Annotated in this window: 21 protein-coding genes and 2 riboswitches; of the genes, 20 read left to right on the plus strand and 1 reads right to left on the minus strand. The window is 44.8% G+C overall.

Annotated features, from left to right (window positions below; genetic code table 11):
- Positions 1 to 95: 95 nt before the first annotated feature.
- The 10 genes from AC1DOK_RS03430 to AC1DOK_RS03475 all read left to right on the plus strand — a co-directional run bounded on the left by AC1DOK_RS03430 (position 96) and on the right by AC1DOK_RS03475 (position 10,065).
- A complete protein-coding gene (locus AC1DOK_RS03430; protein ID WP_477552827.1) occupies positions 96 to 1,043 on the plus strand; it encodes a carbohydrate ABC transporter permease in 948 nt (315 codons plus the stop codon).
- A gap of 5 nt (positions 1,044 to 1,048) precedes the next feature.
- A complete protein-coding gene (locus tag AC1DOK_RS03435) occupies positions 1,049 to 1,873 on the plus strand; it encodes a carbohydrate ABC transporter permease (RefSeq protein WP_477552828.1) in 825 nt (274 codons plus the stop codon).
- Between the two features lie 12 nt (positions 1,874 to 1,885).
- Positions 1,886 to 3,640 carry a glycoside hydrolase family 2 protein gene (locus AC1DOK_RS03440; RefSeq protein WP_477552829.1) on the plus strand — a complete coding sequence of 585 codons (1,755 nt, stop codon included), beginning with the start codon at positions 1,886 to 1,888 and terminating at the stop codon, positions 3,638 to 3,640.
- 277 nt (positions 3,641 to 3,917) lie between these two features.
- Positions 3,918 to 4,406 (plus strand): DUF2975 domain-containing protein, encoded by a 489-nt coding sequence (locus AC1DOK_RS03445; protein WP_477552830.1) that lies wholly within the window; start codon positions 3,918 to 3,920, stop codon positions 4,404 to 4,406.
- Between the two features lie 6 nt (positions 4,407 to 4,412).
- The gene (locus AC1DOK_RS03450; RefSeq protein ID WP_477552831.1) at positions 4,413 to 4,676 is read left to right on the plus strand and encodes a helix-turn-helix domain-containing protein; all 264 of its coding nucleotides are present in this window, start codon (positions 4,413 to 4,415) and stop codon (positions 4,674 to 4,676) included.
- A 178-nt stretch (positions 4,677 to 4,854) separates the two neighbouring features.
- Positions 4,855 to 4,956, plus strand: a riboswitch (glycine riboswitch).
- A gap of 136 nt (positions 4,957 to 5,092) precedes the next feature.
- Positions 5,093 to 6,436 carry an alanine/glycine:cation symporter family protein gene (locus AC1DOK_RS03455; RefSeq protein WP_477552832.1) on the plus strand — a complete coding sequence of 448 codons (1,344 nt, stop codon included), beginning with the start codon at positions 5,093 to 5,095 and terminating at the stop codon, positions 6,434 to 6,436.
- 217 nt (positions 6,437 to 6,653) lie between these two features.
- On the plus strand, positions 6,654 to 7,490 hold the full coding sequence (locus AC1DOK_RS03460; protein ID WP_477552833.1) for a YitT family protein: 837 nt from the start codon (positions 6,654 to 6,656) through the stop codon (positions 7,488 to 7,490).
- A gap of 80 nt (positions 7,491 to 7,570) precedes the next feature.
- Positions 7,571 to 7,617, plus strand: a riboswitch (PreQ1 riboswitch).
- Positions 7,618 to 7,644: 27 nt separating this feature from the next.
- A complete protein-coding gene (locus AC1DOK_RS03465) occupies positions 7,645 to 7,869 on the plus strand; it encodes a hypothetical protein (RefSeq protein WP_477552834.1) in 225 nt (74 codons plus the stop codon).
- A 114-nt stretch (positions 7,870 to 7,983) separates the two neighbouring features.
- Positions 7,984 to 9,165: an NAD(P)/FAD-dependent oxidoreductase gene (locus AC1DOK_RS03470; protein WP_477552835.1), complete on the plus strand. Its 1,182-nt coding sequence runs from the start codon at positions 7,984 to 7,986 to the stop codon at positions 9,163 to 9,165.
- 39 nt (positions 9,166 to 9,204) lie between these two features.
- Positions 9,205 to 10,065 carry an RNA polymerase sigma-70 factor gene (locus tag AC1DOK_RS03475; RefSeq protein ID WP_477552836.1) on the plus strand — a complete coding sequence of 287 codons (861 nt, stop codon included), beginning with the start codon at positions 9,205 to 9,207 and terminating at the stop codon, positions 10,063 to 10,065.
- Between the two features lie 109 nt (positions 10,066 to 10,174).
- Here the strand turns inward: AC1DOK_RS03475 and AC1DOK_RS03480 are convergent, their stop codons facing one another.
- The gene (locus AC1DOK_RS03480) at positions 10,175 to 10,867 is read right to left on the minus strand and encodes a Dph6-related ATP pyrophosphatase (protein WP_477552837.1); all 693 of its coding nucleotides are present in this window, start codon (positions 10,865 to 10,867) and stop codon (positions 10,175 to 10,177) included.
- A gap of 264 nt (positions 10,868 to 11,131) precedes the next feature.
- On the opposite strand from AC1DOK_RS03480, the gene AC1DOK_RS03485 reads away from it, so the two are divergent.
- The 10 genes from AC1DOK_RS03485 to hypD are packed head-to-tail and all read left to right on the plus strand — an operon-like array spanning position 11,132 to position 20,391.
- Positions 11,132 to 12,211, plus strand: a complete 1,080-nt coding sequence (locus AC1DOK_RS03485; protein WP_477552838.1) for a hydrogenase small subunit — start codon at positions 11,132 to 11,134, stop codon at positions 12,209 to 12,211.
- Complete coding sequence (locus tag AC1DOK_RS03490) at positions 12,212 to 13,927, plus strand: nickel-dependent hydrogenase large subunit (protein ID WP_477552839.1); 1,716 nt, start codon at positions 12,212 to 12,214, stop codon at positions 13,925 to 13,927. It abuts the gene before it with no gap.
- 10 nt (positions 13,928 to 13,937) lie between these two features.
- On the plus strand, positions 13,938 to 14,741 hold the full coding sequence (gene cybH, locus AC1DOK_RS03495; protein ID WP_477552840.1) for a Ni/Fe-hydrogenase, b-type cytochrome subunit: 804 nt from the start codon (positions 13,938 to 13,940) through the stop codon (positions 14,739 to 14,741).
- Positions 14,734 to 15,240, plus strand: coding sequence for a HyaD/HybD family hydrogenase maturation endopeptidase (locus tag AC1DOK_RS03500; protein ID WP_477553095.1), 507 nt, complete (start codon positions 14,734 to 14,736; stop codon positions 15,238 to 15,240). The genes cybH and AC1DOK_RS03500 overlap by 8 nt, the downstream gene beginning before the upstream one ends.
- Positions 15,233 to 15,655: a hypothetical protein gene (locus tag AC1DOK_RS03505; RefSeq protein WP_477552841.1), complete on the plus strand. Its 423-nt coding sequence runs from the start codon at positions 15,233 to 15,235 to the stop codon at positions 15,653 to 15,655. Before AC1DOK_RS03500 ends, AC1DOK_RS03505 begins: the two co-directional genes overlap by 8 nt.
- Entirely contained in the window at positions 15,648 to 15,998 is a 351-nt protein-coding gene (locus AC1DOK_RS03510; RefSeq protein WP_477552842.1) for a hydrogenase maturation nickel metallochaperone HypA/HybF, read from the plus strand. Before AC1DOK_RS03505 ends, AC1DOK_RS03510 begins: the two co-directional genes overlap by 8 nt.
- 5 nt (positions 15,999 to 16,003) lie before the next feature.
- A complete protein-coding gene (hypB, locus tag AC1DOK_RS03515; protein ID WP_477552843.1) occupies positions 16,004 to 16,666 on the plus strand; it encodes a hydrogenase nickel incorporation protein HypB in 663 nt (220 codons plus the stop codon).
- Complete coding sequence (locus AC1DOK_RS03520; RefSeq protein ID WP_477552844.1) at positions 16,624 to 19,083, plus strand: carbamoyltransferase HypF; 2,460 nt, start codon at positions 16,624 to 16,626, stop codon at positions 19,081 to 19,083. Before hypB ends, AC1DOK_RS03520 begins: the two co-directional genes overlap by 43 nt.
- Positions 19,074 to 19,310 carry a HypC/HybG/HupF family hydrogenase formation chaperone gene (locus AC1DOK_RS03525; RefSeq protein ID WP_477552845.1) on the plus strand — a complete coding sequence of 79 codons (237 nt, stop codon included), beginning with the start codon at positions 19,074 to 19,076 and terminating at the stop codon, positions 19,308 to 19,310. The genes AC1DOK_RS03520 and AC1DOK_RS03525 overlap by 10 nt, the downstream gene beginning before the upstream one ends.
- The gene (gene hypD / locus AC1DOK_RS03530; protein WP_477552846.1) at positions 19,282 to 20,391 is read left to right on the plus strand and encodes a hydrogenase formation protein HypD; all 1,110 of its coding nucleotides are present in this window, start codon (positions 19,282 to 19,284) and stop codon (positions 20,389 to 20,391) included. The genes AC1DOK_RS03525 and hypD overlap by 29 nt, the downstream gene beginning before the upstream one ends.

Below are 20,391 nucleotides of genomic sequence, written 5' to 3' on the forward strand. Positions count from 1 at the left end.
TTTTTTGAGACAAGCTGTTTTCGCTTTGGATAAAGCGGAAACAGCTTTAAAAAACCCTATAATTATTATGTTTTGGGTACTTGAGGAGGGGTAACATGTCTAATTCCTTAAATGACAGCGCGTCTTTACAAGCAGATCGTCATAAGAAACAATCTTGGTTCCGATCTATTACTGATTCAGATAATAAGTTGGGATGGCTGTTCGTCCTGCCTTTTTTAATTTTGTGGGTATGGTGGTTTTTCATTCCTTTTATTGAGTCCTTTATTAGAAGCTTCCAGGACATGAACTTTGCAGCAATGGATCAGGCAAAATTTATTGGACTGGAAAACTATACACAGATTTTGCAAGATAAAGATTTTTTTCAGGCAGTTCTTCATTCTTTGGAAATTGTACTTATCGCCGTACCTGTTCAGACCATTCTGGGTCTCTTGATGGCTATGCTGGTAAATCAGAATCTCAAAGGAAAGGGCATATTCAGAACCATTTTCTTTATCCCGTATATTACTTCGCAAATTGCCATAACTACAGTATTTATGATGCTGTTTAAAAAAGGAACATTTGTGACGGAGTTTTTCGGTCTTTTTGGTTTCGGGAACGTAACTTGGTATGCTGACACACACTATGCTTTGATGTTTGTCATCATTTTGTTTATTTTCCAACAAGCCGGCTTCACTATGATCGTATACTTATCCGCACTTCAAGAAGTGCCTAAGGATTTATACGAAGCTGGTGATATTGACGGAGCCTCCAAATGGGCTAAATTCCGTTACATTACAGTACCATACTTGAAGCCGATTTCATTTTTCATCATATCTGTCTCAACAATTCTCGGATTTCAAATTTATGACCAAATTGCCGCAATCTCCAGATATGGTGCGCTAGGTTCACCTGCTGGAGCGACAAGCACAGTGGTCACCTACTTCTATCAGCACGGGATTCGTTACATGAACATCGGTTACGGAAGTGCGGCCGTCGTCATCTTCTTTTTCATTATCATGTTCATTACGTTCTTGCAAAAAAAATTCCTAGACGATAAGGAGTGAAAACCGTGAAAGCCAAAAAAAGCTTAACACTGTTCGTTAATTACACCATTATTATCGTGCTGGGTTGCATATTTATTCTTCCTTTTCTATATACCTTGTACACGTCGTTTGTGCCTATGAGTGGCGTAAATAAGTTGATCAGCATTTCCGACTGGACATTTGATAATTACAGAACGTACTTTACAAATGATGCTTATAACGTTCCGAGATGGTTTATAAATACCGTTATTATGACTGGGGCAGTCATTATCGGTAACATGATTATTAACCCATTAACCGGCTTTGCATTAGCAAAGCTAAATTTTAAAGGGAAAAAGCTGGTCTATTGGATCGTCGTCGCATCGATGATGGTTCCTTATCACATGATATTAATACCCGTTTATGTAAATATGGCTAAACTGGGATGGCTTAATACCTTTTGGGCCTTAACCATTCCGTTTCTATACCAGAGCTTGTATATTTTCATGCTTAGACAATTTTTCGTTTCCGTTCCCAATGATTTTATTGAAGCAGCCCGAATAGATGGCTTGTCGAAAATGGGTGCCTTCTGGCGAATTGTTTATCCTTTGGCACGTTCTCCATTAATTACCGTGTCCATTCTAACTTTTGCAGGAACCTGGAACAGCTACCTGATTCCAAGTACACTGGCGAATACACCTAAAATGTATGTCCTTGTTGTTGGTCTAAACAGTGTAAAAGATGCCGTTTTTGAGAATACACCGCTTATTATGGCAGGGGTTGTGTTATCTACTTTACCGATTCTCGTTTTCTTCTTCTTATTCCAGAAGCAATATATTGAAGGAATATCGAGTTCCGGTATTAAAGGATAAGGAGATGATGATATGGAGTGTGTAAATATAAGACAAGATTATCCAAGACCGCAATTTGAAAGATCCTCTTGGATCAATCTGAATGGTGAATGGGATTTTGCATTCGGCGATCAGGTGGCAGCATCTGGAGAACAAATGGGTCATGATTCGTTCACACACAAAATTCATGTGCCGTTTGCTTACCAAGCGGCTCTGAGCGGAATTGGTGAAACGCAATTTCATAACATCGTTTGGTATCGCAGAACGTTCGATTTTACTGAACAGATGGTGAATAAAAGAACCATTTTACATTTTGGTGCGGTCGATTATCGGGCTTGGGTATGGGTTAACGGTAAATGGGCTGGTTATCATGAAGGCGGGCATACGCCATTCAGTCTGGAGATTACTGGGCTGCTGAACCGTGAAAGTAACACGATTGTAGTTAAAGTGGAAGACTTCAATGAAGATATGTCGTTGCCTCGAGGCAAGCAATATTGGAAGCCGCAATCCGAGCATATTTTCTATACCGCAACTACAGGAATTTGGCAATCTGTATGGCTTGAATGCGTATCTTCAACTTATTTAAAGAATGTTAAATATACACCTGATATCGATCAGGATGAAATTCACATAGCATTAGATGTCGATGGGCTGGATGACAGTAAAGAGACGTCTGTTCAAGTTCACATTTCTTTTAACGGACGGAAGGTTTCCCAAGATATTTTCTTTATCAACAGCAGGGAAGAAGCAAGAAGCATTAAGCTGAGAAATATCAACAGTACTGAAGAAGGTATTTTATGGAGTCCAGAAAATCCTAATCTATACGATGTGGAATATGTCGTGTATGTAGATGGACAAGAAGTAGATCGGGTAAGCAGCTATTTTGGCATGCGGAAAATCTCTATTGAGAATGGACAGATTTTGCTGAATAACCGTCCGTATTATATGAAAATGGTGCTCGATCAAGGGTATTTTCCTGGAGGACTTCTTACGGCTCCGTCTGACGATATGCTACGGCGGGATGTTGAGCTTACCAAATCGATGGGCTTTAATGGTGCTCGCAAGCATCAGAAAATTGAGGATCCTCGCTATCTATATTGGTGTGATCGTTTGGGACTGCTTGTTTGGGGGGAAATGGCGAGCTCTTTCCAGTACTCCAATAACTATGTACGTCAAATGACACAAGAATGGCAGGAAGCGATTGAAAGAGATTATAACCATCCATGTATTGTTGCTTGGGTGCCGCTTAATGAAAGTTGGGGTTTTAGAAACATTAACGTCGATGCCAAACAGCAAGCACATTCTTTGACGATGTATCATTTAACCAAATCGCTTGATTCCACCCGTTTAGTAATGTCGAACGATGGCTGGGAGCATACTTGTTCGGATATTTGTACGATTCATGATTATGAGTATGATGAACAGGTATTGAATGACAGGTATGCAAATACGAAAGTAACAGAGCAAGCTCCTGCGACACGAACCGTTTACGCTACGGGCTTCGCTTATCATAATGAACCCATTATCGTTTCTGAGTTTGGTGGTATAGCTTTCAAGACACATGCTCAAGAAGGCTGGGGATACTCAGGGGCAGACAGCGAGGAAGATTTCTTGCGGCGAATAACAGCCGTTATTCGACCGCTCTTGCAATCGCCTGTTGTTCAGGGATATTGTTATACTCAATTTACAGATGTCGAGCAGGAAGTTAACGGCTTGCTTACTTATGATCGCCAGCCTAAAGTCCCGATCGAAGTGATTAAGGCAATCAATGAAGGACGGTTTTCCTGATTTGAGCATGAAGAAAGATAGATGATATGCGACGACCGTTTCTCGGTATTCTACCGGGGAGCGGTCGTTTTATTTAGTGATATAGAATTTATAACATTCGTCTAATAAATTCTAAGTATCACCTTAAGAAACGCTCCGTCTTTTAAAGACGGCGAAACCGTTTCTTCTTGGTCTTTATTCAAATTATTGTTTAACGCATAATATTTATTGACAAACGATAAATAAATCTCTAATATAAGGTATGAAATTACTATCCATGAAAGTTGAGGTTCCCAAAATGAATAGAAATGTGAGTGCCAAAGTAATTAACATCCTCGTAATAGCTGGTATAGCTATCACCCTGTTAGGGCTCTTAGCTACACCACTCGTGCTGACGGCTTTTCTTAAAAGTGCGTTCTTCATATTAGATCAAGGATTGGTAACGGCTATAACAAGTTGTATCTATCTATGCGCAGTTCCGTATCTGATTGCTTTATTTAATTTAAAGAAGATCTGCAGAATTGTTGTGAGAAACAATCCTTTTACATTTGATACAGCCAAGGCTTTAAAAATCATATCGATCTGCGCCTTTAGTGAGATCGTACTGTTTAATGGATGTTCCATTTACTTGGTGTACGCTCATGATGTGTTCTTATATGCGATGACTATTATGCCTATGATAATCGTTACCTTTATCTCTCTGGCTATTGGCTTTTTAGGCTTGACTTTATCGCAATTGTTTGAGCAAGCAACAAGAATTAAAGAGGAAAATGACCAAACTATATAATGAGGGATGATGGATGTGGCAATTATAGTAAATCTGGATGTGATGATGGCCAAAAGAAAGATTAGCTCCACTGAGCTATCGAATAGATTAGGCATAACGATGGCTAACCTGTCCATCTTGAAAACGAATAAAGCCAAAGCGATTCGTTTCTCAACCCTTGAAGCTGTGTGTCAAATCTTGAAATGTCAGCCTGGAGATATTTTAGAATATGTAGAAGATGAAGAAGATGAAGAAGATGAAAAAGATGAAAAAGATGAGGAGAAAGGTTAATAGCTTGAGCATATTGCATAAGTCATTGCGGAATTCTAGATAGTTCACTATAATATATGCACAACTTCATAAACTGGATGAAGGATACGGGAGACAGACGGCAGTCTGGCCGAAGGGGCAAAACTCTCAGGCGTTTGCATCAATTCTAAAAGAGTAGAATGCAAGCAGGACCGTATACGGACAGAACTCTGGAGAGACTCCGCTTGAAGCGGGGCACCGAAGGGGCAAGACGTGTCAAACGCACGTCCAAACTCTCAGGTAAAAGGACAGGGATTGCAGATGTGATGTATCATGATTCGTATTCGTGATATCTATTATTTGTGTTCTGCAAAAACGTCCCCAGAGTCAAATCCATCGATTTGACTCTTTTTTTGTCGCAATACGCACCAAGATGAAGCAGAAATGGGGAATAGGAAATGAATGTGTTGGAACAATGGTTAAAAAGTGTGGATCAATTTGTATGGGGGCCGCCGCTCCTTGTGTTGCTCGTGGGAACGGGAATCTATTTCACGATCCGTCTCGGTTTACTTCAAGTGATACGTTTACCGCTGGCCCTCAAACTCATATTCACCGCCAAGAACGAAGGGAAAGGTGATGTTACCAGCTTCGGCGCACTCGCAACGGCTCTGGCCGCAACAATTGGAACGGGAAACATCGTAGGCGTAGCGACCGCGATTCAAATGGGTGGACCGGGAGCTTTGTTCTGGATGTGGCTGGCTGCTTTCTTTGGCATGGCGACCAAATACGCCGAAGGGGTGCTGGCCGTAAAATACCGGAAGCTGGACGCGAATGGACAAGTAACCGGAGGCCCGATGATATATATTGAACAAGGTTTGGGCAAGAAGTTTAAACCGCTGGCTGTATTTTTTGCTGTAAGCGGGGTGTTGGTCGCATTATTCGGAATCGGCACTTTCCCGCAAGTCAACGCCATTGCATCATCCGCTAAGTCCAGTTTGGGCATTCCGGCTGCGGTAACTGCCATTGTGTTGACCGTGTTGACGGCATTGGTGACCCTAGGAGGGCTTAAAAATATCACAAGGGTGACGACGAAAATAGTTCCTATCATGGCTATCGTCTATGTATTAGCTACTGGTTTCGTTCTAATAGTCTTCGCTGACCAGATTCCGTCTGCATTGGCGCTCGTATTGCAGAGCGCGTTCACCCCGGCTGCGGCGGGCGGCGGTTTTCTCGGCGCTACGGTTATGATGGCCATCCGTAACGGCATTGCAAGAGGCGTCTTTTCCAATGAATCCGGACTAGGCAGCGCGCCCATTGCAGCAGCCGCGGCTAAGGTCAAATGGCCTGCGGAGCAAGGTCTGGTATCCATGACGGGTACGTTTATAGATACGATTGTGGTATGCACATTGACCGGCCTGACTCTGATTGTAACCGGTACGTGGAACGGAACCGCGGTTGGAGCGGAGATGACGCAAGCCGCTTTTGATGCGGCGATGCCTTTTGGATCCCTGATCCTGATGATCTGTCTCTCGTTGTTTGCATTCACTACAATTCTGGGCTGGAATTATTACGGCGAACGCTGCATTGTCTACTTGTTCGGCGTCCGATCCATTCTTCCTTACCGCATCGTGTTTCTCGTCCTGGTAGGGCTCGGCGCATTCATCCAACTGGAAGCGATCTGGCTTCTTGCGGATATCGTGAATGGACTGATGGCACTGCCAAACTTGATTGCCTTACTTGGTTTGTCAGGAGTCGTGGTGGCGGAAACGCGTCTATATTTAGCGCATTTGAAACAAAGTTAGTTGCACATATAAAGGGATATCATGTGACGAGCGAAATATTCGTCAATGATATCCCTTTTTGTGCCTTGTGATATCCAAGATAGCGACAAACCGTTATCAAGTCCAACGCCATTGTTATTAGTGTTGGGTTTTTATCTTATGGTTCTTCTGGACAGTCTATTTAACATGTAGTTAAATATATAGGGTAAGAAAGCTGGCAACAAGAAAGGACATGATGATGAAAAAACGATGTATAGACATTCTTACGATTATGGTCGGAGCGTTGATCTTTGCCTTGGCCATCAATCTGTTTGTTATTCCAAATGAGTTTGGCGAAGGCGGGGTTACAGGGATTACCATCATTTCTTACTACCTTTTTGGATGGTCGCCAGGACTCATAAGCCTGATTTTGAATTCCATTTTATTAATTATCGGTTATAAATTTTTGGACAAGACAACGACGGTGTATACGATTATTGCGGTTGTATTCAATTCGCTTTTTTTATACTTAACAGAGGGCTGGCATATTGCCTCCGATGAACTTATGATCAACGCCGTATTCGGAGGAGTATTTACGGGCGTAGGTATCGGTTTGATTATACGCGTTGGCGGAACGACGGCAGGAACGACCATTTTAGCTCGAATTATGAATAAGTTTTTGGACTGGAATATAAGCTATGCACTCCTGTTTTTTGACTTGATTGTTGCTTTCTCCTCTTATTTCGTCATTGGTGCGCAAAGTCTGATGTTTACAATCGTAATGCTCTACATAGGAACCAAAGTGATGGATTTCATTATTGAGGGAATTAGCTCTAAAAAAGCCGTTACGATCATATCCAAAGAGCAGGATATAATTGCCGAACAAGTCAATGTGGCCATGGATCGCGGTGTTACAGTATTGTATGGACATGGGCATTATACAAAAACGCCTAAAGAAATTCTGTATATTGTGATTAGCAAACAGGAAGTGAGCACGCTTAAGAAAATTGTCAGATCGATCGACAAAGAGGCATTCATCACCATTCATGATGTACGTGATGTATTCGGAGAAGGGTTCGTGGATATTTCTAAGTAAGTACGAGCCAGAAGAACCTCATTAACATGAGCATTAACGGCATGCTCCGTTTTCTGTATGATAAACTATGCTCGCACTTAACGAGAGAGGTTCATAGCTGATACCCTCTATAAAAAACTATGGATGAATGATGATTATCCATGTCCATAATGGCATGGATTTTTTTATTTTTATTTTTATCCTTTTAGTTTATCTCGGCATGACGGGTGCTAGCGGAGGCAAGGTCTTATTCGATAATATTAAAGCAGATGGTCTTATTACAGCTACGTTTTTATACTCACCGACAATGGTTGCTGACGCAGTAAAAATTGCTGCAATTATTGTATTTCCTCTTTTCTATAGAGGAGGGATAACGACATGTCTACGAATCCTTTCATGACGATGTGCAACATTGAGAAATCATTTAATGGTGTGCCTGTATTAAAGAATGTTACTTGTCACAAAACTGAACCCGATCTCGTTACATGTGCAAACGGGATAAGGAGAGGTTCAGATGGAGGAGTTAACTTGTGTAGTAGTTGGTGGAGGATATGCAGGCATTAATGCTGTTAAAGCAATTCGCAAAGCTTTTTCAGGGGAGTCAAGCACACGGCTGCGGCTTATTCTAATCGATAAGAACACTTATCACCTTCGCAAGGTACTGTTGTTTAAGCCAGCGACCAGGGATGAAGATATCACGATTCCTTTCACGAGCTTATTTTCCGAAGGGGTTGAATTCATACAGGCTGCGGTAACGAAGATCGAATCAGTAGAGCGAAAGCTGATCTATCAGGACACGGAAGGCAATGAGTATTCGATGAACTACGATGTTCTCGTCTTGGGAGCGGGGAGTATCGTACGACGGCCTGACCCTGCCCAAGGGGGGGTGGCTCTGGAAAGCTTGGACGCTGCAGTGAAAATCCGAGAAGCATGGCGCACGAATTTAATGAAAGCCGTTATAGAAACGAATGCACAAGAGCGACAGAGATTAATGACGATTGCTGTTGCTGGCGCAGGAATAAGCGGCATCGAGACATCAGCCGAGCTTGCCTATATCGTTCGCGAAGATGCTAGCGAATTTGGACTTGATCCGAATGCTGTGACAATATGTCTATTGAACTCCCATGCCAGGCTTTTTCAAGAGGGTCCTGTTAAGGTGGGGCATAAGCTGGAACGTTCACTTGCTCAATGTGGAGTCACAGTCTTGCATGGAAGAAAGGTATTACAAGAGAAAGATGGAATCTTAATCATGTCGGGTGGTGAAACGATGCCCGTAGGCCTATGTATCTGGACACTGGGGTTATTGCCCAGTCCAATGCTCCAGAGCATCGGGTTGCCGCTCACTCCCGAAGGACAGGTAATTGTAGATGCCAGTTATCGAGTTCAAGGTGCTCAGGGCGTGTACAGTATCGGTGATTGTGCGCGAATCGTAGATCCTGCAACCGGACGAACAGACGGGAAGACGTGTAAGGAAGCAAGTGCCCAAGCAGCAAGACTCGGAAAGATTATTTTGGCTGATTTATCAGGCAGTTCTGCGCCTTCGCACAAGGGTTATATGGATTTCTTCTGTTTTGGTTTAGGCCCAGAGCAAGGAATGGTATGGACTCGTCAGTGGGGATTAGACATCATTTTAACGGGGAAGTTGGGCTGGCGAATACGAAAAATGACATGGGATATAGCGAGTTTGTTAAAATGATTAATAGATAAGCAGCGGAAGAGGAAGTGGAGTAAATACATGCAAGAATTATACGAGCAGTATAAAGGACTGTTGTTTACACTTGCCTATCAACTGACTGGATCAACCTCTGACGCAGAGGATGCGGTGCAGGATGTATTCTTGAAAGTTTACGACATAAACTTGGACCGTTTGGTTGAGCCAAAAGCCTATTTGTGTAAAATGGTAACCAATCGATGTCTCGATTTGCTCAAATCGGCGCGCAAGAAGAGAGAGCAGTATTTTGGAACATGGCTCCCTGAGCCCATCCTGACTCCGAATGATGAGCCATATGAAACCGTTGTTCGTGGAGAACTGTTGTCGTATGCGATGCTCGTCCTGCTTGAAAAGCTGTCTCCTGCAGAGCGGGCTGTGTTCGTCCTTCGTGAGGCATTCTGCTTCGAATATTCCGTTATTGCTGAATTAGTTGATAAAAGCGAAGCCAATTGTCGCAAGCTAAACAGCCGGGCAAGAGGAAAAATGGGGATTTCTCCCGAAGAACCGATACATGCCGAAAAGGTGGGCGAAGGGTGGGTTCGTCGATTTCTGTCAGCTTTGGAACAAGGCAATGTGGATTCCGTCATGTCGCTTCTTGCTGAAGATGTTGTGTTGATCTCTGATGGAGGAGGCAAAGCAATTGCAGCTGTTCGACCGATTGAATCAAGTAATAGCGTCGCTCGATTCCTTCTCGGTCTTATCCAAAAAGCTCAACTCGAAGGAGGCTTTCAGATCGAGATGAAGGATATGAATGGCCAAAAGGGGCTTGTTGTCCATTCAAGTGAGGGCATTGATACTGCAGTACTCATGCATGTTGAGGATAATTTGGTTCGCAATCTTTACTTTGTTCGAAATCCGGATAAATTGAAGCTTCAAAGCTTTTAATATGAGGGCACCTGAGGGCATCTTTTCAGGTGCCCTTTAATTTCATAAACTTTGCGCAAATCCTAATCTCCACAAAAACTAACATTTTTGTGTTGTTTAAAGATCGCCTTCACCCCTTATCCAACTCCAAAGGCAAGAAAGCATATTTCCCATCTCTAACAATCTCACATTTACGAACTAGAATTGGATTCTTGAAAATTGGACCATCTACTACTGTAGTATGAAACTCTCCGCCTTCTCCGCAGGGATCAATACCTCGGGCTTCAAGCTCCTCCACGTATTCATGAGTTAAGGTTCGTCCTAAATCTTCTTCTCTCATTCCTAATGATAAGTTTACAGTTACGATGATCGTGGTAAATCCCAGGTTGATGAATTCTTCAACAACTTCACGATGATCCATTTCCCATAGAGGCATCCCGAGCTTCAACCCAGCATTTTGGGTCACCCGATCATGCCAGCAACCATGTGCAGGTACATCCAGATCTCCAGTTACCAGCACTTCTGCTCCCTGATTTTTAGCTTGTTCTAGAAGACGCATAAAGTTTTCTTCATAATCCGTCCAGCTTGTCGCTGCTGTATATACAGGTAAACCTATCGACTCCGCTTGGGCTTGTATGAGATCTGGAGTCATTCCATGGGATCTGGAACGCTTGCCTTCCTCTTCCAGCATCACGATTAATCCAACTGCTTCTCCAACTTTCATCGCTTTATATAATGCTAAAGTGCTATCCTTACCTCCGCTAAAAGAAGCTATAAATTTATGTCCACGCGCGCCATTCTTCCAATCCATATTTTCGGTCATGAAAAGCTGTCTCCCTCGTGAATTAAATTAGTATTTATTTTATTATTAAAAAGACAGGAGAAATACGCTTTAGTCTGTTTTAGGTTTTGTTATGTTTGGTATTAAGCAGAACTCGCTGTTCTTTACATCATTTTATATGGATATTTCTAGGAAAATAAATGGTTGTTTATGTTGTGACTTTTATCACATCTTGTCGAAGTGGAAGTGAGTATGATGAGATTGATGTTCTATATTTTTCCATTTACTAAATGAAGGAGATTTGGAATGAAAGCAGACATGGATACGATCTACCAATCGGCCTTAAGTCGTGGAATTACCCGTCGTGATTTTCTGAAAATGTGTGCATCTCTAGCAGCTGCTGTTGGACTGGATTATTCGCAAACGGCGACTGTTGTTCAAGCGATGGAAACCAAACCAAGAGTCCCTGTGATCTGGCTTCAGCTTCAAGATTGCACAGGCTGCTCAGAGTCATTTATTCGATCTTCCCATCCCAAAATTGAAAGCGTTCTCTTCGATATGATCTCGCTAGAATATACGGAAGCATTGTCTGCAGCATCAGGTCATCAGATTGAAGAGGCACGAAAACATGTAATCGAGAACTATCCCGGCGAATATATTTTGGCCGTTGAGGGCAGCATCCCGATGCATGACGAATACCTGATGGTAGGCGGAGTCTCCGCTAAGCAAACCTTACTCGAATCAGCCAAACATGCTAAAGCCATCTTGGCTTATGGAAGTTGTTCCTCTTGGGGAGGCATTCCCGCTGCTTATCCGAATCCGACGAATTCTAAGCCGATTACTGACATTATTAAAGATAAACCAATTATCCGTGTGCCGGGATGTCCTCCCATCGCGGAAGTGATGACGGGTGTAATCACGCACTTGATTACTTTTGGTACGGTTCCCGAACTGGATCATCACAGCCGTCCGAAAGCCTTCTATCGTCACCGGATTCATGATAAATGTAATCGCCGTGCATATTTCGATTCGGGGCTTTTTGCTGAGTCATTCGATGATGAAGGGGCAAAGCAGGGCTACTGCTTGTATAAGGTTGGCTGTAAGGGACCTACCACCTATAATTCTTGCGCCGAGATGCGTTGGAATGGCGGCGTGAGCTATCCTATTCAGTCGGGCAACCCTTGTATTGGGTGTTCCGAAGCTAATTTTTGGGATAACGGGCCGTTCTATACAAGGTTGGCGGAAATTCCAGGTACACAAACCACGATTAATCCAGAGCTAGTGGGAATGGCTGTTGTAGGAGCGGCAGCTGCAGGTATTGCCATTCATGCTGGTGTGACTGCAGTTAACAAGCATAAAGCGAAGAGCAAAGAAGGAGACGAATAAATGGCTGAACGTATAGTAATAGACCCGGTAACAAGAATTGAAGGACATCTGCGCATCGAAGCAGACATGGATAACGGAGTTATCAAAAACGCCCACAGCTCAGGTACCGCCATCCGCGGACTGGAGCTTATTGTTCAGGATCGTGACCCGCGGGATGTATGGGCATATGTCCAACGTATATGCGGCGTATGCACTTCCACGCATGCATTGGCGGCCATCCGCTCTGTAGAGGACGCACTCGGAATCAAAGTTCCAAGAAATGCGCACCTCATCCGTGATATTATGAACGCCGCAGTTATGCTGCATGACCATGTTGTGCATTTTTATCATTTGCATGCATTTGACTGGGTTGATGTACTAAATGCACTGGAAGCAGATCCGGCCAAAACAAGCAAGATTGCTCAGTCAATCTCGGATTGGCCTAAATCATCGCCAGGTTATTTTAAAGAAGTACAGATGAAGGTTAAGAAGATTGTGGACAGTGGTCAGCTAGGAATTTTTGCGAACGGATATTGGGGACATAAAATATATAAATTACCGCCAGAAGTGAATTTGCTTGCCGTCACGCATTACTTGGAGGCGCTGGATTGGCAGAAAGATATTGTGAAAATTCAAACCATTTTTGGAGGTAAAAATCCTCATCCGCACTATGTGGTTGGGGGCATGGCCACGCCTTTGGATATTAACAGCGATAACGGTATTCACGCAGAACGATTGTCTCATGTGTCGCAATTGATTGATGAAGCAATGGAATTTATCAACAAAGTCTATATTCCTGATGTCTTGGCGATTGCATCCTATTATAAGGATTGGACCTATGGAGGCGGCTTGAATAATTATTTGAGCTACGGGGACTTCTCGACCGGAGATATTTCAGATGTGGACATGTACCGGATGCCTCGTGGTGTTATTTTGAACGGCGATCTGAATCATATTTTGGATGTCAATCCCAAGGACCCTGAGCAGGTTAAAGAGTTTATCGATCACTCCTGGTATACGTACGATGGACAGGCTGCGGGCGGCAAGCACCCATGGGAGGGTGAAACGAACCTGAATTATACAGGACCTAAAGGCTCATATACAACGCTCGATACGGATCAGAAATACAGCTGGATTAAAGCGCCGAGATGGAAAGAACAGCCGATGGAAACAGGACCTCTAGCACGTATGATCATCGGATATGCAGCTAAGAAGGAAGAGTACGTGACATCGGTCGATAGCGCTCTGAACAAGCTGGGACTTCCGTTCTCGGCACTGCAATCCGCTTTAGGTCGCACACTAGCGCGCGCATTGGAAGCGGGTCTTGTGATTAAATGGATGCGAGATGATATGAATTCGTTGCTTAATAATATTAAGAATGGCGATCAGGTGACCTTCAACAAAACCAAATGGGAGCCCTCCACATGGCCTCAAAAATCGAAGGGCGTAGGCTGGATCGAAGCTCCACGCGGTGCGCTCGGACATTGGATTCGAATCGAAGATGGCAAGACCAAGAATTATCAAGCCGTCGTGCCGACAACCTGGAATGCTTCACCGCGTGATCATAAGAATCAAATCGGACCTTACGAAGCGGCATTAAGGGGAACGCCGATCGCAGATCCTAAGCACCCACTGGAAATTTTGCGGATTGTACATTCGTTTGACCCATGCTTAGCTTGTGCAGTGCATTTGACCGACTTGGAAAACGAACAAATGACTGAAATACGGATTGGTTAGGAGCTAACCTATGTCGATCTCTACTGAAAATAAACCACAAATGAAGGCGCATCCCAAATCCAAAATTGCTACGAAGGTAAGACGCCCGACTCTGGTTTACAATGATCAGAAAGCCTATGTCAAAGTGTATGTATGGGAGTTACCTGTTCGGGTGTTCCATTGGATTAATGCGGCCTTAATTATGCTGCTCATGATAACGGGTATTTATATAGGCAATCCTTTTCTAGGTTCATTGATTCAAGAAGAAGCTTATTATTCCTTCGTTATGGGCTGGGTACGGTACATTCATTTTTTTGCAGCTTTCGCGTTTACAGCCAATTTGCTTGTTCGTTGGTACTGGGTATTTAAAGGTAATCGGTACGCAACTTCCAACCCGGCCCAAGTACAGTTCTGGGTGGAAACCTGGGAAACGATGAAATATTATATGTTCATGAAAAATAATAAGCCGCACTATACGGGACATAATCCACTCGCCCAACTAAGCTATTGGATTTTTATTGGTGTAGGTTCCATACTTGCCATGATTACAGGATATTACTTACTGTTTGAGCCCCAGCCTGAATCGCTGCTTGGAAAATTATTTTCCTGGGTTCCTCTTATTTTTGGTAACAGCTTCACGATCCGCTCTTGGCATCATCTAGTTGCATGGGGGTTTATGGTTTTTATCGTCGTGCACATTTATATGGCTTTCCGGGAAGATTGGCTGGAACGAAACGGGACTATGAGTTCTATTTTTACGGGTTACAAATCAGAAAAGAAGAATACGGTGGAGACAGATGAAAAACATACAGATGGAAAACAATCAGATGAATGACACTAATCTAAGAACGGTTCCTAGGGCAGTTCCAATCACCATTCTAGGTATTGGAAATACGCTTTACAGCGATGAGGGCGTTGGGGTTCATGTGCTATCCCTGCTTGAGGAACGACTGAAATCATATGAGAATGTTGAGATATTCGAAGGGGCGACCGACGGAATGCGACTACTCGGACCCGTGGAAGATACCGACCATTTGTTAATTGTTGATGCGATGAATGGGGGCAAGGCGCCAGGAACGATTTATTCGGTCAAAAATGAAGCGATCCCAGCCTATTACGGGGTCAAAATGTCTGTCCATCAGGTTGGGTTTCAAGAGGTGCTTTTTGCTGCTAGAATCCGTGAGAGACTTCCGCGTCACATGGTTATGATTGGTGTTCAGCCAGCATCGCTGGAATTTGGCGTCGGGTTATCAGGGACAGTGGAGTCCTCGCTTGAGGAGCTCATGGACCAGATCGAGGCTCAAGTACGTGATTGGATGAAGGGCAATGAATAGACGGGATTTCTTCAAGGAAATGGGGGGCTCATTGTCCGAAACCTTCAAAGAGATCATTTCCCCCTTTATTGAACGGGATATCAAGAAGTTGGATCGAATTGCTGAAACGTTCAGCGATTATAAGTTCTATCCAGTAACTTACACAAGAGGGCAGGCTCTCTTTCAGGAGGTTATCGTTCAGTCGGAGCCTGTTATTCTGGTTCAGAACGATGATCAGCTTCTTGCGCTTAGTAAAAAATGTCCGGCATGTAGTCATTTGCTGCATTATCTAGGTTACCAGCCCGTGTTTAAATGTTTTAACTGCGATCAGGAGTACAATCTGGCATCACACCAAGCGTTCACGGTGTTTTCAACGAAGATGAAAGATGGGGTTTTGCATATTGGCATTCCTCGAGCAGGTGAGAAGTATGCATGAACTGGCACTCATGGGCGATATTTTGACGATCGTAGAAAATGACGCGAGGCAAAGAGATTTTCAAGCTATATCGAGTATTTCGTTAGTTGTCGGCAGATTCAGTGGTGCGATGCCGGATGCGCTTTCGATGGCTTTTGATATTTTCAAAGCGCAGCGCAGTACGATGCTGTTAGATGAGGCTACACTTACGATCTTGGAGGAAGAAGCTGTCGCACTCTGCCCTTTTTGCGAGATTACTTATGAACCGACACAACGAATTGCGGTATGTCCGCATTGCTCGATGCCGGGTGGGCAGCTCATTACGGGCCAGACATTCCAAGTACAGTCTTATGACGGGAGTTAATACAGATGCAAATTACATTGAATGAAGAAGTGTTAAAAGATAATAATACGGCGGCAGCGCATAACCGGGCACATTTTCAAAAGAATGGCACGCTCGTTATTAATATGATGAGTTCTCCTGGAGCCGGGAAAACAACGCTGCTGGAAGCTACTGTGAGAGGGCTGTCGGATCGCTACAGAATTGGTGTGATTGAAGGCGATCTAGCAACGGAGATGGATGCAGACCGGATCAGAGCAGTAGGCGCGCAGGCCGTACAAATCAATACGCATGGCGGATGCCATCTGGATGCACGCATGGTCGCTAAGACGCTTCCAGAGTTTCATTTGGATGAGCTAGATATTTTATTTATTGAAAATGTCGGGAATCTCGTATGCCCATCCGGTTACGATCTAGGTCAGCACCATAAGATTGCGGTATTAAGCATCCCGGAAGGTAACGATAAAATTCCGAAGTATCCAAATATGTTCATTCGGACGGAGCTTGTTCTGTTGAACAAAATCGATCTGCTGCCATACTTGGATTTCAGTGTTGAACAAGCAGTTACCGATTTGCAGGCTATCCATCCGGAGTCCGCTCTGCTGCAGCTATCAGCTAGAACGAACGAAGGAGTGGAGCAGTGGTTTAAGTGGATCGACGACGCCTATCAAGCCATGGAGAAACCATATTAATTGTTATCAGAGGCAGAGTCCAAGGCGTTGGATTCCGCCCTTTTCTGTTTCATTTGGCGAAGGAGTACGGCATCAAGGGAACTGTGCAAAACAATCGGGATGGTGTTAGGGTTATTGCCGAGAATGAAGCGGCTTCGAACCTGGAGCAATTTGTACAAGCGATACCTCTGCGTGCGCCTGAACTAGCCAAAATAGTAGAGCTAACGGTAACTTCGCTTCCGTTTACCCGGTATTCGAAGTTTGAAATTATAGAGACGCAGCAAAGCGGAGCTTCAGCCTCGATCGATCTACCGCCGGATTATGCGGTATGTGAGGAATGTCTGAAGGAAATGGCCGACCCACAGAATCGCAGGTATCGGTACCCGTTTATCAATTGTACGCAATGTGGTCCCAGATACAGTATTATCCGTGATCTGCCTTATGACCGAGCACTAACCACGATGAGCACATTTGCAATGTGCGAATGCTGTCAGCACGATTATGACAATGTCCACGATCGCCGCTTTCACGCACAGCCGACTGCTTGCGAGAAGTGCGGGCCTACGCTTAAGTTAACCGATATGAGCGGGCAGGAGCTGGCGAGCCAGGAGGCCGCAGTCGTTCTTACTAAGCAGTTGCTTAAAGATGGAGCTATCGTTGCGGTGAAAGGCATCGGCGGGTATCATTTGGCGTGCGATGCGCGAAATAGCGAGACTGTTAGCCGACTAAGACAAAGGAAAAGACGTCCGAAGCGCCCGTTCGCTGTTATGGCACGCTCGCTTGATAGTTGCGAGGAGGTCGGTATCCTTTCATCGGAAGAAAAGATGCTGCTGACTGCACCGGAAAGGCCTATCGTGGTGGTGCGTCAACGAGGCGCAAGCGACTTGGCTTCGGGGGTTGCACCAGATACGCGTACGGTTGGAGTGGCTTCGGACATAACACTAGATGTACGTACGAACTTCTTGGCTGCAGATATAGCGCCAGATATGTGCACGATCGGCTTAATGCTCCCCTATACACCGCTGCATCATTTGCTACTAGAGGACGAGGAGCTTGACTTTGTGGTCATGACTAGCGCGAATCCCTCTGGGCATCCCATTCTGTATCGGGATGATGAAGTGTTGACCTATTTGGCATCCGTAGCGGATTATATCTTAACCCATGACAGAGAGATCGTTCATCCCATCGAGGATTCCGTTGTACAGTGGAAGGATGGCGAGCTCGACTTTCTTCGTCGTGGGCGAGGGTATGTGCCTGATCCATATGAAACGCTGCATGATGTGGAAGGGATCGTCGCACTTGGCAGTCAGCAAAAAAATACGGTGACGTTCGGTCGTGGGAAACAGATGTTTGTAGGACCGCCGAATGGTGATTTGACCAATCTGGATATTGAGCGGCATGGACAGGAGGAATACGGACAGTTTGTAAAGCTGCTCGGGGTTTCCCCGCATACCGCTGCTATAGATATGCATCCCGGTTATACGACACGGGAGCTGGTGTCAGATGCAGAGGATATTCAATTCGTTTCGATTCAGCATCATCATGCACATCACGTGTCTTGCATGGAGGATAACGGCTTAACGGAGAATTGCTACGGATTGATTCTCGATGGGACGGGATACGGAACGGACAGAAGTATATGGGGCTTTGAGCTCTTGTACGGGAATGCCGTGGAGGTTGACCGGCTAGGGCATCTGAAGTATACGCCGCTTCCGGGCGGCGAAATATGCGTGAAGCAACCGTGGCGTAGTGCTGTTGCTATGGTGTTGTCACTGCTGCCTCAAAACGGTGATGCTTGGCTTCGGAGGCTGTACCCTGGAAAGGATCATGAAATCGACCTGATTCGGACGATGATAGAGAAGCAAATCAATGCCCCACTGGCAGGCACCTGCGGAAGATTGTTCGACGCGGTCAGTTCGCTGCTCGGACTGTGCCATGTATCCACCTATGACGGGGAGGCGGCGATTGTGTTGTCTGAACTTGCTTCCTTTTATAAGGGGGATGAGGTTCTTGTCTATCCTTATTCCATCAATAAAGTTGGAAGCCTGTTCGAAATCAATTGTTCTCGAATGCTGGAGGAGATTATCCAGAGCATCACCCAGGGGGTTGCCGCTTCAGAAATCGCCTTGCGGTTTCATGAAACGGTTGCGGATGCGGCTGTGAATCTGCTGCTGCATGCCCATGAAGAACAATTAGGTAGTAGTAAAGGGATAGTACCACTAAATAGTAGCAAAGAAGTGGTACTGTCAGGAGGCAGCTTCCACAATCGTTACCTGTCAGCGAAGATTAAAGCGAAGCTAGAACGAGAAGGCTTTGCGGTATTTGTACATAAAAGGGTGCCTTGCAGCGATAGTGGGATATCGCAAGGGCAGCTTATCATTGCCGCACAGCAGAAGAATAGAGATCAAAACTTGGGGAGTGAAGACCAGTGTGTGTAGGCGTGCCCGCGCAAGTCATTGAAATCAACGAATATTCCGCAATTGTGGATGTGATGGGATCGCAAATGAGTATTGGCATTATATTTGTTCCTGAGGTTCAGATCGGGGAATTCGTTATCGTCCACGCCGGACAAGCGATGTCCATCATTGAAGAATCGTTCGCACACGAAAGCTTGGAAGAATGGAGGAAGCTTGTTCATGCTAGAGATGTTGAAGGAGCTTCATAGCCCAAAGTTAAGCCAAGCGATTCTCGGTGAAGTAATCAAACTCTCCGAAGCGTTTCAAACGAAATATGGTCGTAAGCCTGTGTTCATGGAGGTGTGCGGCTCCCATACGATGGCGTTAGCCCGCACGGGATTGAAAAAAAGACTCCAAGAGTACGTCGGGCTCGTCTCTGGACCCGGATGCCCGGTATGTGTGACGGATCAGCAGTCCATTGACAGCATGATTGCGCTTGCCGAAGGTGATAACCGGATTATTTGTACATTTGGCGATATGATGCGGGTTCCTGGCAGCCGCAAGACGTTGATGGATGCGAAGACAGAAGGCAAAGATGTTCGTGTCGTTTATTCTCCGACAGATGCTATTGGTATCGCCTTACAGCATCCGGACCGTGAGGTTATTTTTCTAGGAATTGGCTTCGAGACGACGATTCCTATTTTGGCTATCGTTCTAAAAGAAGCTCAGGACAAGAAACTGACCAATTTCTCGATGTGGGTGACTACGAAGCTGATCGAGCCGATTATGCGCCATTTGCTGGATAGCGGGGAAGTGAAGTTAGACGGCTTCTTGCTCCCTGGGCATGTATCGATGGTGCTTGGTGCTGAAAGTTTTCACTATTTGCCCGAGGAGTATGGCATCTCTGGGGTTATCAGCGGCTTTGAGCCGGTACAGATGGCGAGCAGCATTTATCGTCTACTTGAGCTGACGCTCAAAGAGGAATCCGCTATTATCAATGATCTTACCAGTATTGTGGGCGATAAAGGGAATGCCGTAGCTCAGAGCTATATCGAAACGTACTTTACGAAGTGTGATGAGGAATGGAGAGGGATTGGGAGCATCCCAAACAGTGGTTTAGCTATTAGGGACGAATACCGCCATTTGGATGCCAAAACAAAGTTTGAAATTCCATTCATTGAAGTGCGCAAAACCAAATGTCGCTGCGGTGAAGTGATACGAGGTGTGATTAGCCCACCAGAATGCCGCTTATTTGGGTTAGCTTGTACACCTGTGCAGCCTATCGGCCCCTGCATGGTTTCTACAGAAGGCACATGTGCTGCTTATTACGCTTTTACGATGGAGGACTAA

It is taken from the genome of Paenibacillus sp. P5_B5 (assembly GCF_056400365.1).

What these genes read in the sequence shown, in the direction of transcription:
- AC1DOK_RS03470 (WP_477552835.1), top strand. Translation starts at nt 7,984, where the DNA reads ATGGAGGAGTTAACTTGTGTAGTAGTTGGTGGAGGATATGCAGGCATT.
- cybH (WP_477552840.1), top strand. Translation starts at nt 13,938, where the DNA reads ATGTCGATCTCTACTGAAAATAAACCACAAATGAAGGCGCATCCCAAA.
- AC1DOK_RS03430 (WP_477552827.1), top strand. Translation starts at nt 96, where the DNA reads ATGTCTAATTCCTTAAATGACAGCGCGTCTTTACAAGCAGATCGTCAT.
- AC1DOK_RS03440 (WP_477552829.1), top strand. Translation starts at nt 1,886, where the DNA reads ATGGAGTGTGTAAATATAAGACAAGATTATCCAAGACCGCAATTTGAA.
- AC1DOK_RS03460 (WP_477552833.1), top strand. Translation starts at nt 6,654, where the DNA reads ATGAAAAAACGATGTATAGACATTCTTACGATTATGGTCGGAGCGTTG.
- AC1DOK_RS03485 (WP_477552838.1), top strand. Translation starts at nt 11,132, where the DNA reads ATGAAAGCAGACATGGATACGATCTACCAATCGGCCTTAAGTCGTGGA.
- AC1DOK_RS03500 (WP_477553095.1), top strand. Translation starts at nt 14,734, where the DNA reads ATGAATGACACTAATCTAAGAACGGTTCCTAGGGCAGTTCCAATCACC.
- hypD (WP_477552846.1), top strand. Translation starts at nt 19,282, where the DNA reads ATGCTAGAGATGTTGAAGGAGCTTCATAGCCCAAAGTTAAGCCAAGCG.
- AC1DOK_RS03490 (WP_477552839.1), top strand. Translation starts at nt 12,212, where the DNA reads ATGGCTGAACGTATAGTAATAGACCCGGTAACAAGAATTGAAGGACAT.
- AC1DOK_RS03445 (WP_477552830.1), top strand. Translation starts at nt 3,918, where the DNA reads ATGAATAGAAATGTGAGTGCCAAAGTAATTAACATCCTCGTAATAGCT.
- hypB (WP_477552843.1), top strand. Translation starts at nt 16,004, where the DNA reads ATGCAAATTACATTGAATGAAGAAGTGTTAAAAGATAATAATACGGCG.
- AC1DOK_RS03505 (WP_477552841.1), top strand. Translation starts at nt 15,233, where the DNA reads ATGAATAGACGGGATTTCTTCAAGGAAATGGGGGGCTCATTGTCCGAA.
- AC1DOK_RS03465 (WP_477552834.1), top strand. Translation starts at nt 7,645, where the DNA reads ATGGATTTTTTTATTTTTATTTTTATCCTTTTAGTTTATCTCGGCATG.
- AC1DOK_RS03480 (WP_477552837.1), bottom strand. Translation starts at nt 10,867, where the DNA reads ATGACCGAAAATATGGATTGGAAGAATGGCGCGCGTGGACATAAATTT.
- AC1DOK_RS03475 (WP_477552836.1), top strand. Translation starts at nt 9,205, where the DNA reads ATGCAAGAATTATACGAGCAGTATAAAGGACTGTTGTTTACACTTGCC.
- AC1DOK_RS03450 (WP_477552831.1), top strand. Translation starts at nt 4,413, where the DNA reads ATGATGGATGTGGCAATTATAGTAAATCTGGATGTGATGATGGCCAAA.
- AC1DOK_RS03455 (WP_477552832.1), top strand. Translation starts at nt 5,093, where the DNA reads ATGAATGTGTTGGAACAATGGTTAAAAAGTGTGGATCAATTTGTATGG.
- AC1DOK_RS03510 (WP_477552842.1), top strand. Translation starts at nt 15,648, where the DNA reads ATGCATGAACTGGCACTCATGGGCGATATTTTGACGATCGTAGAAAAT.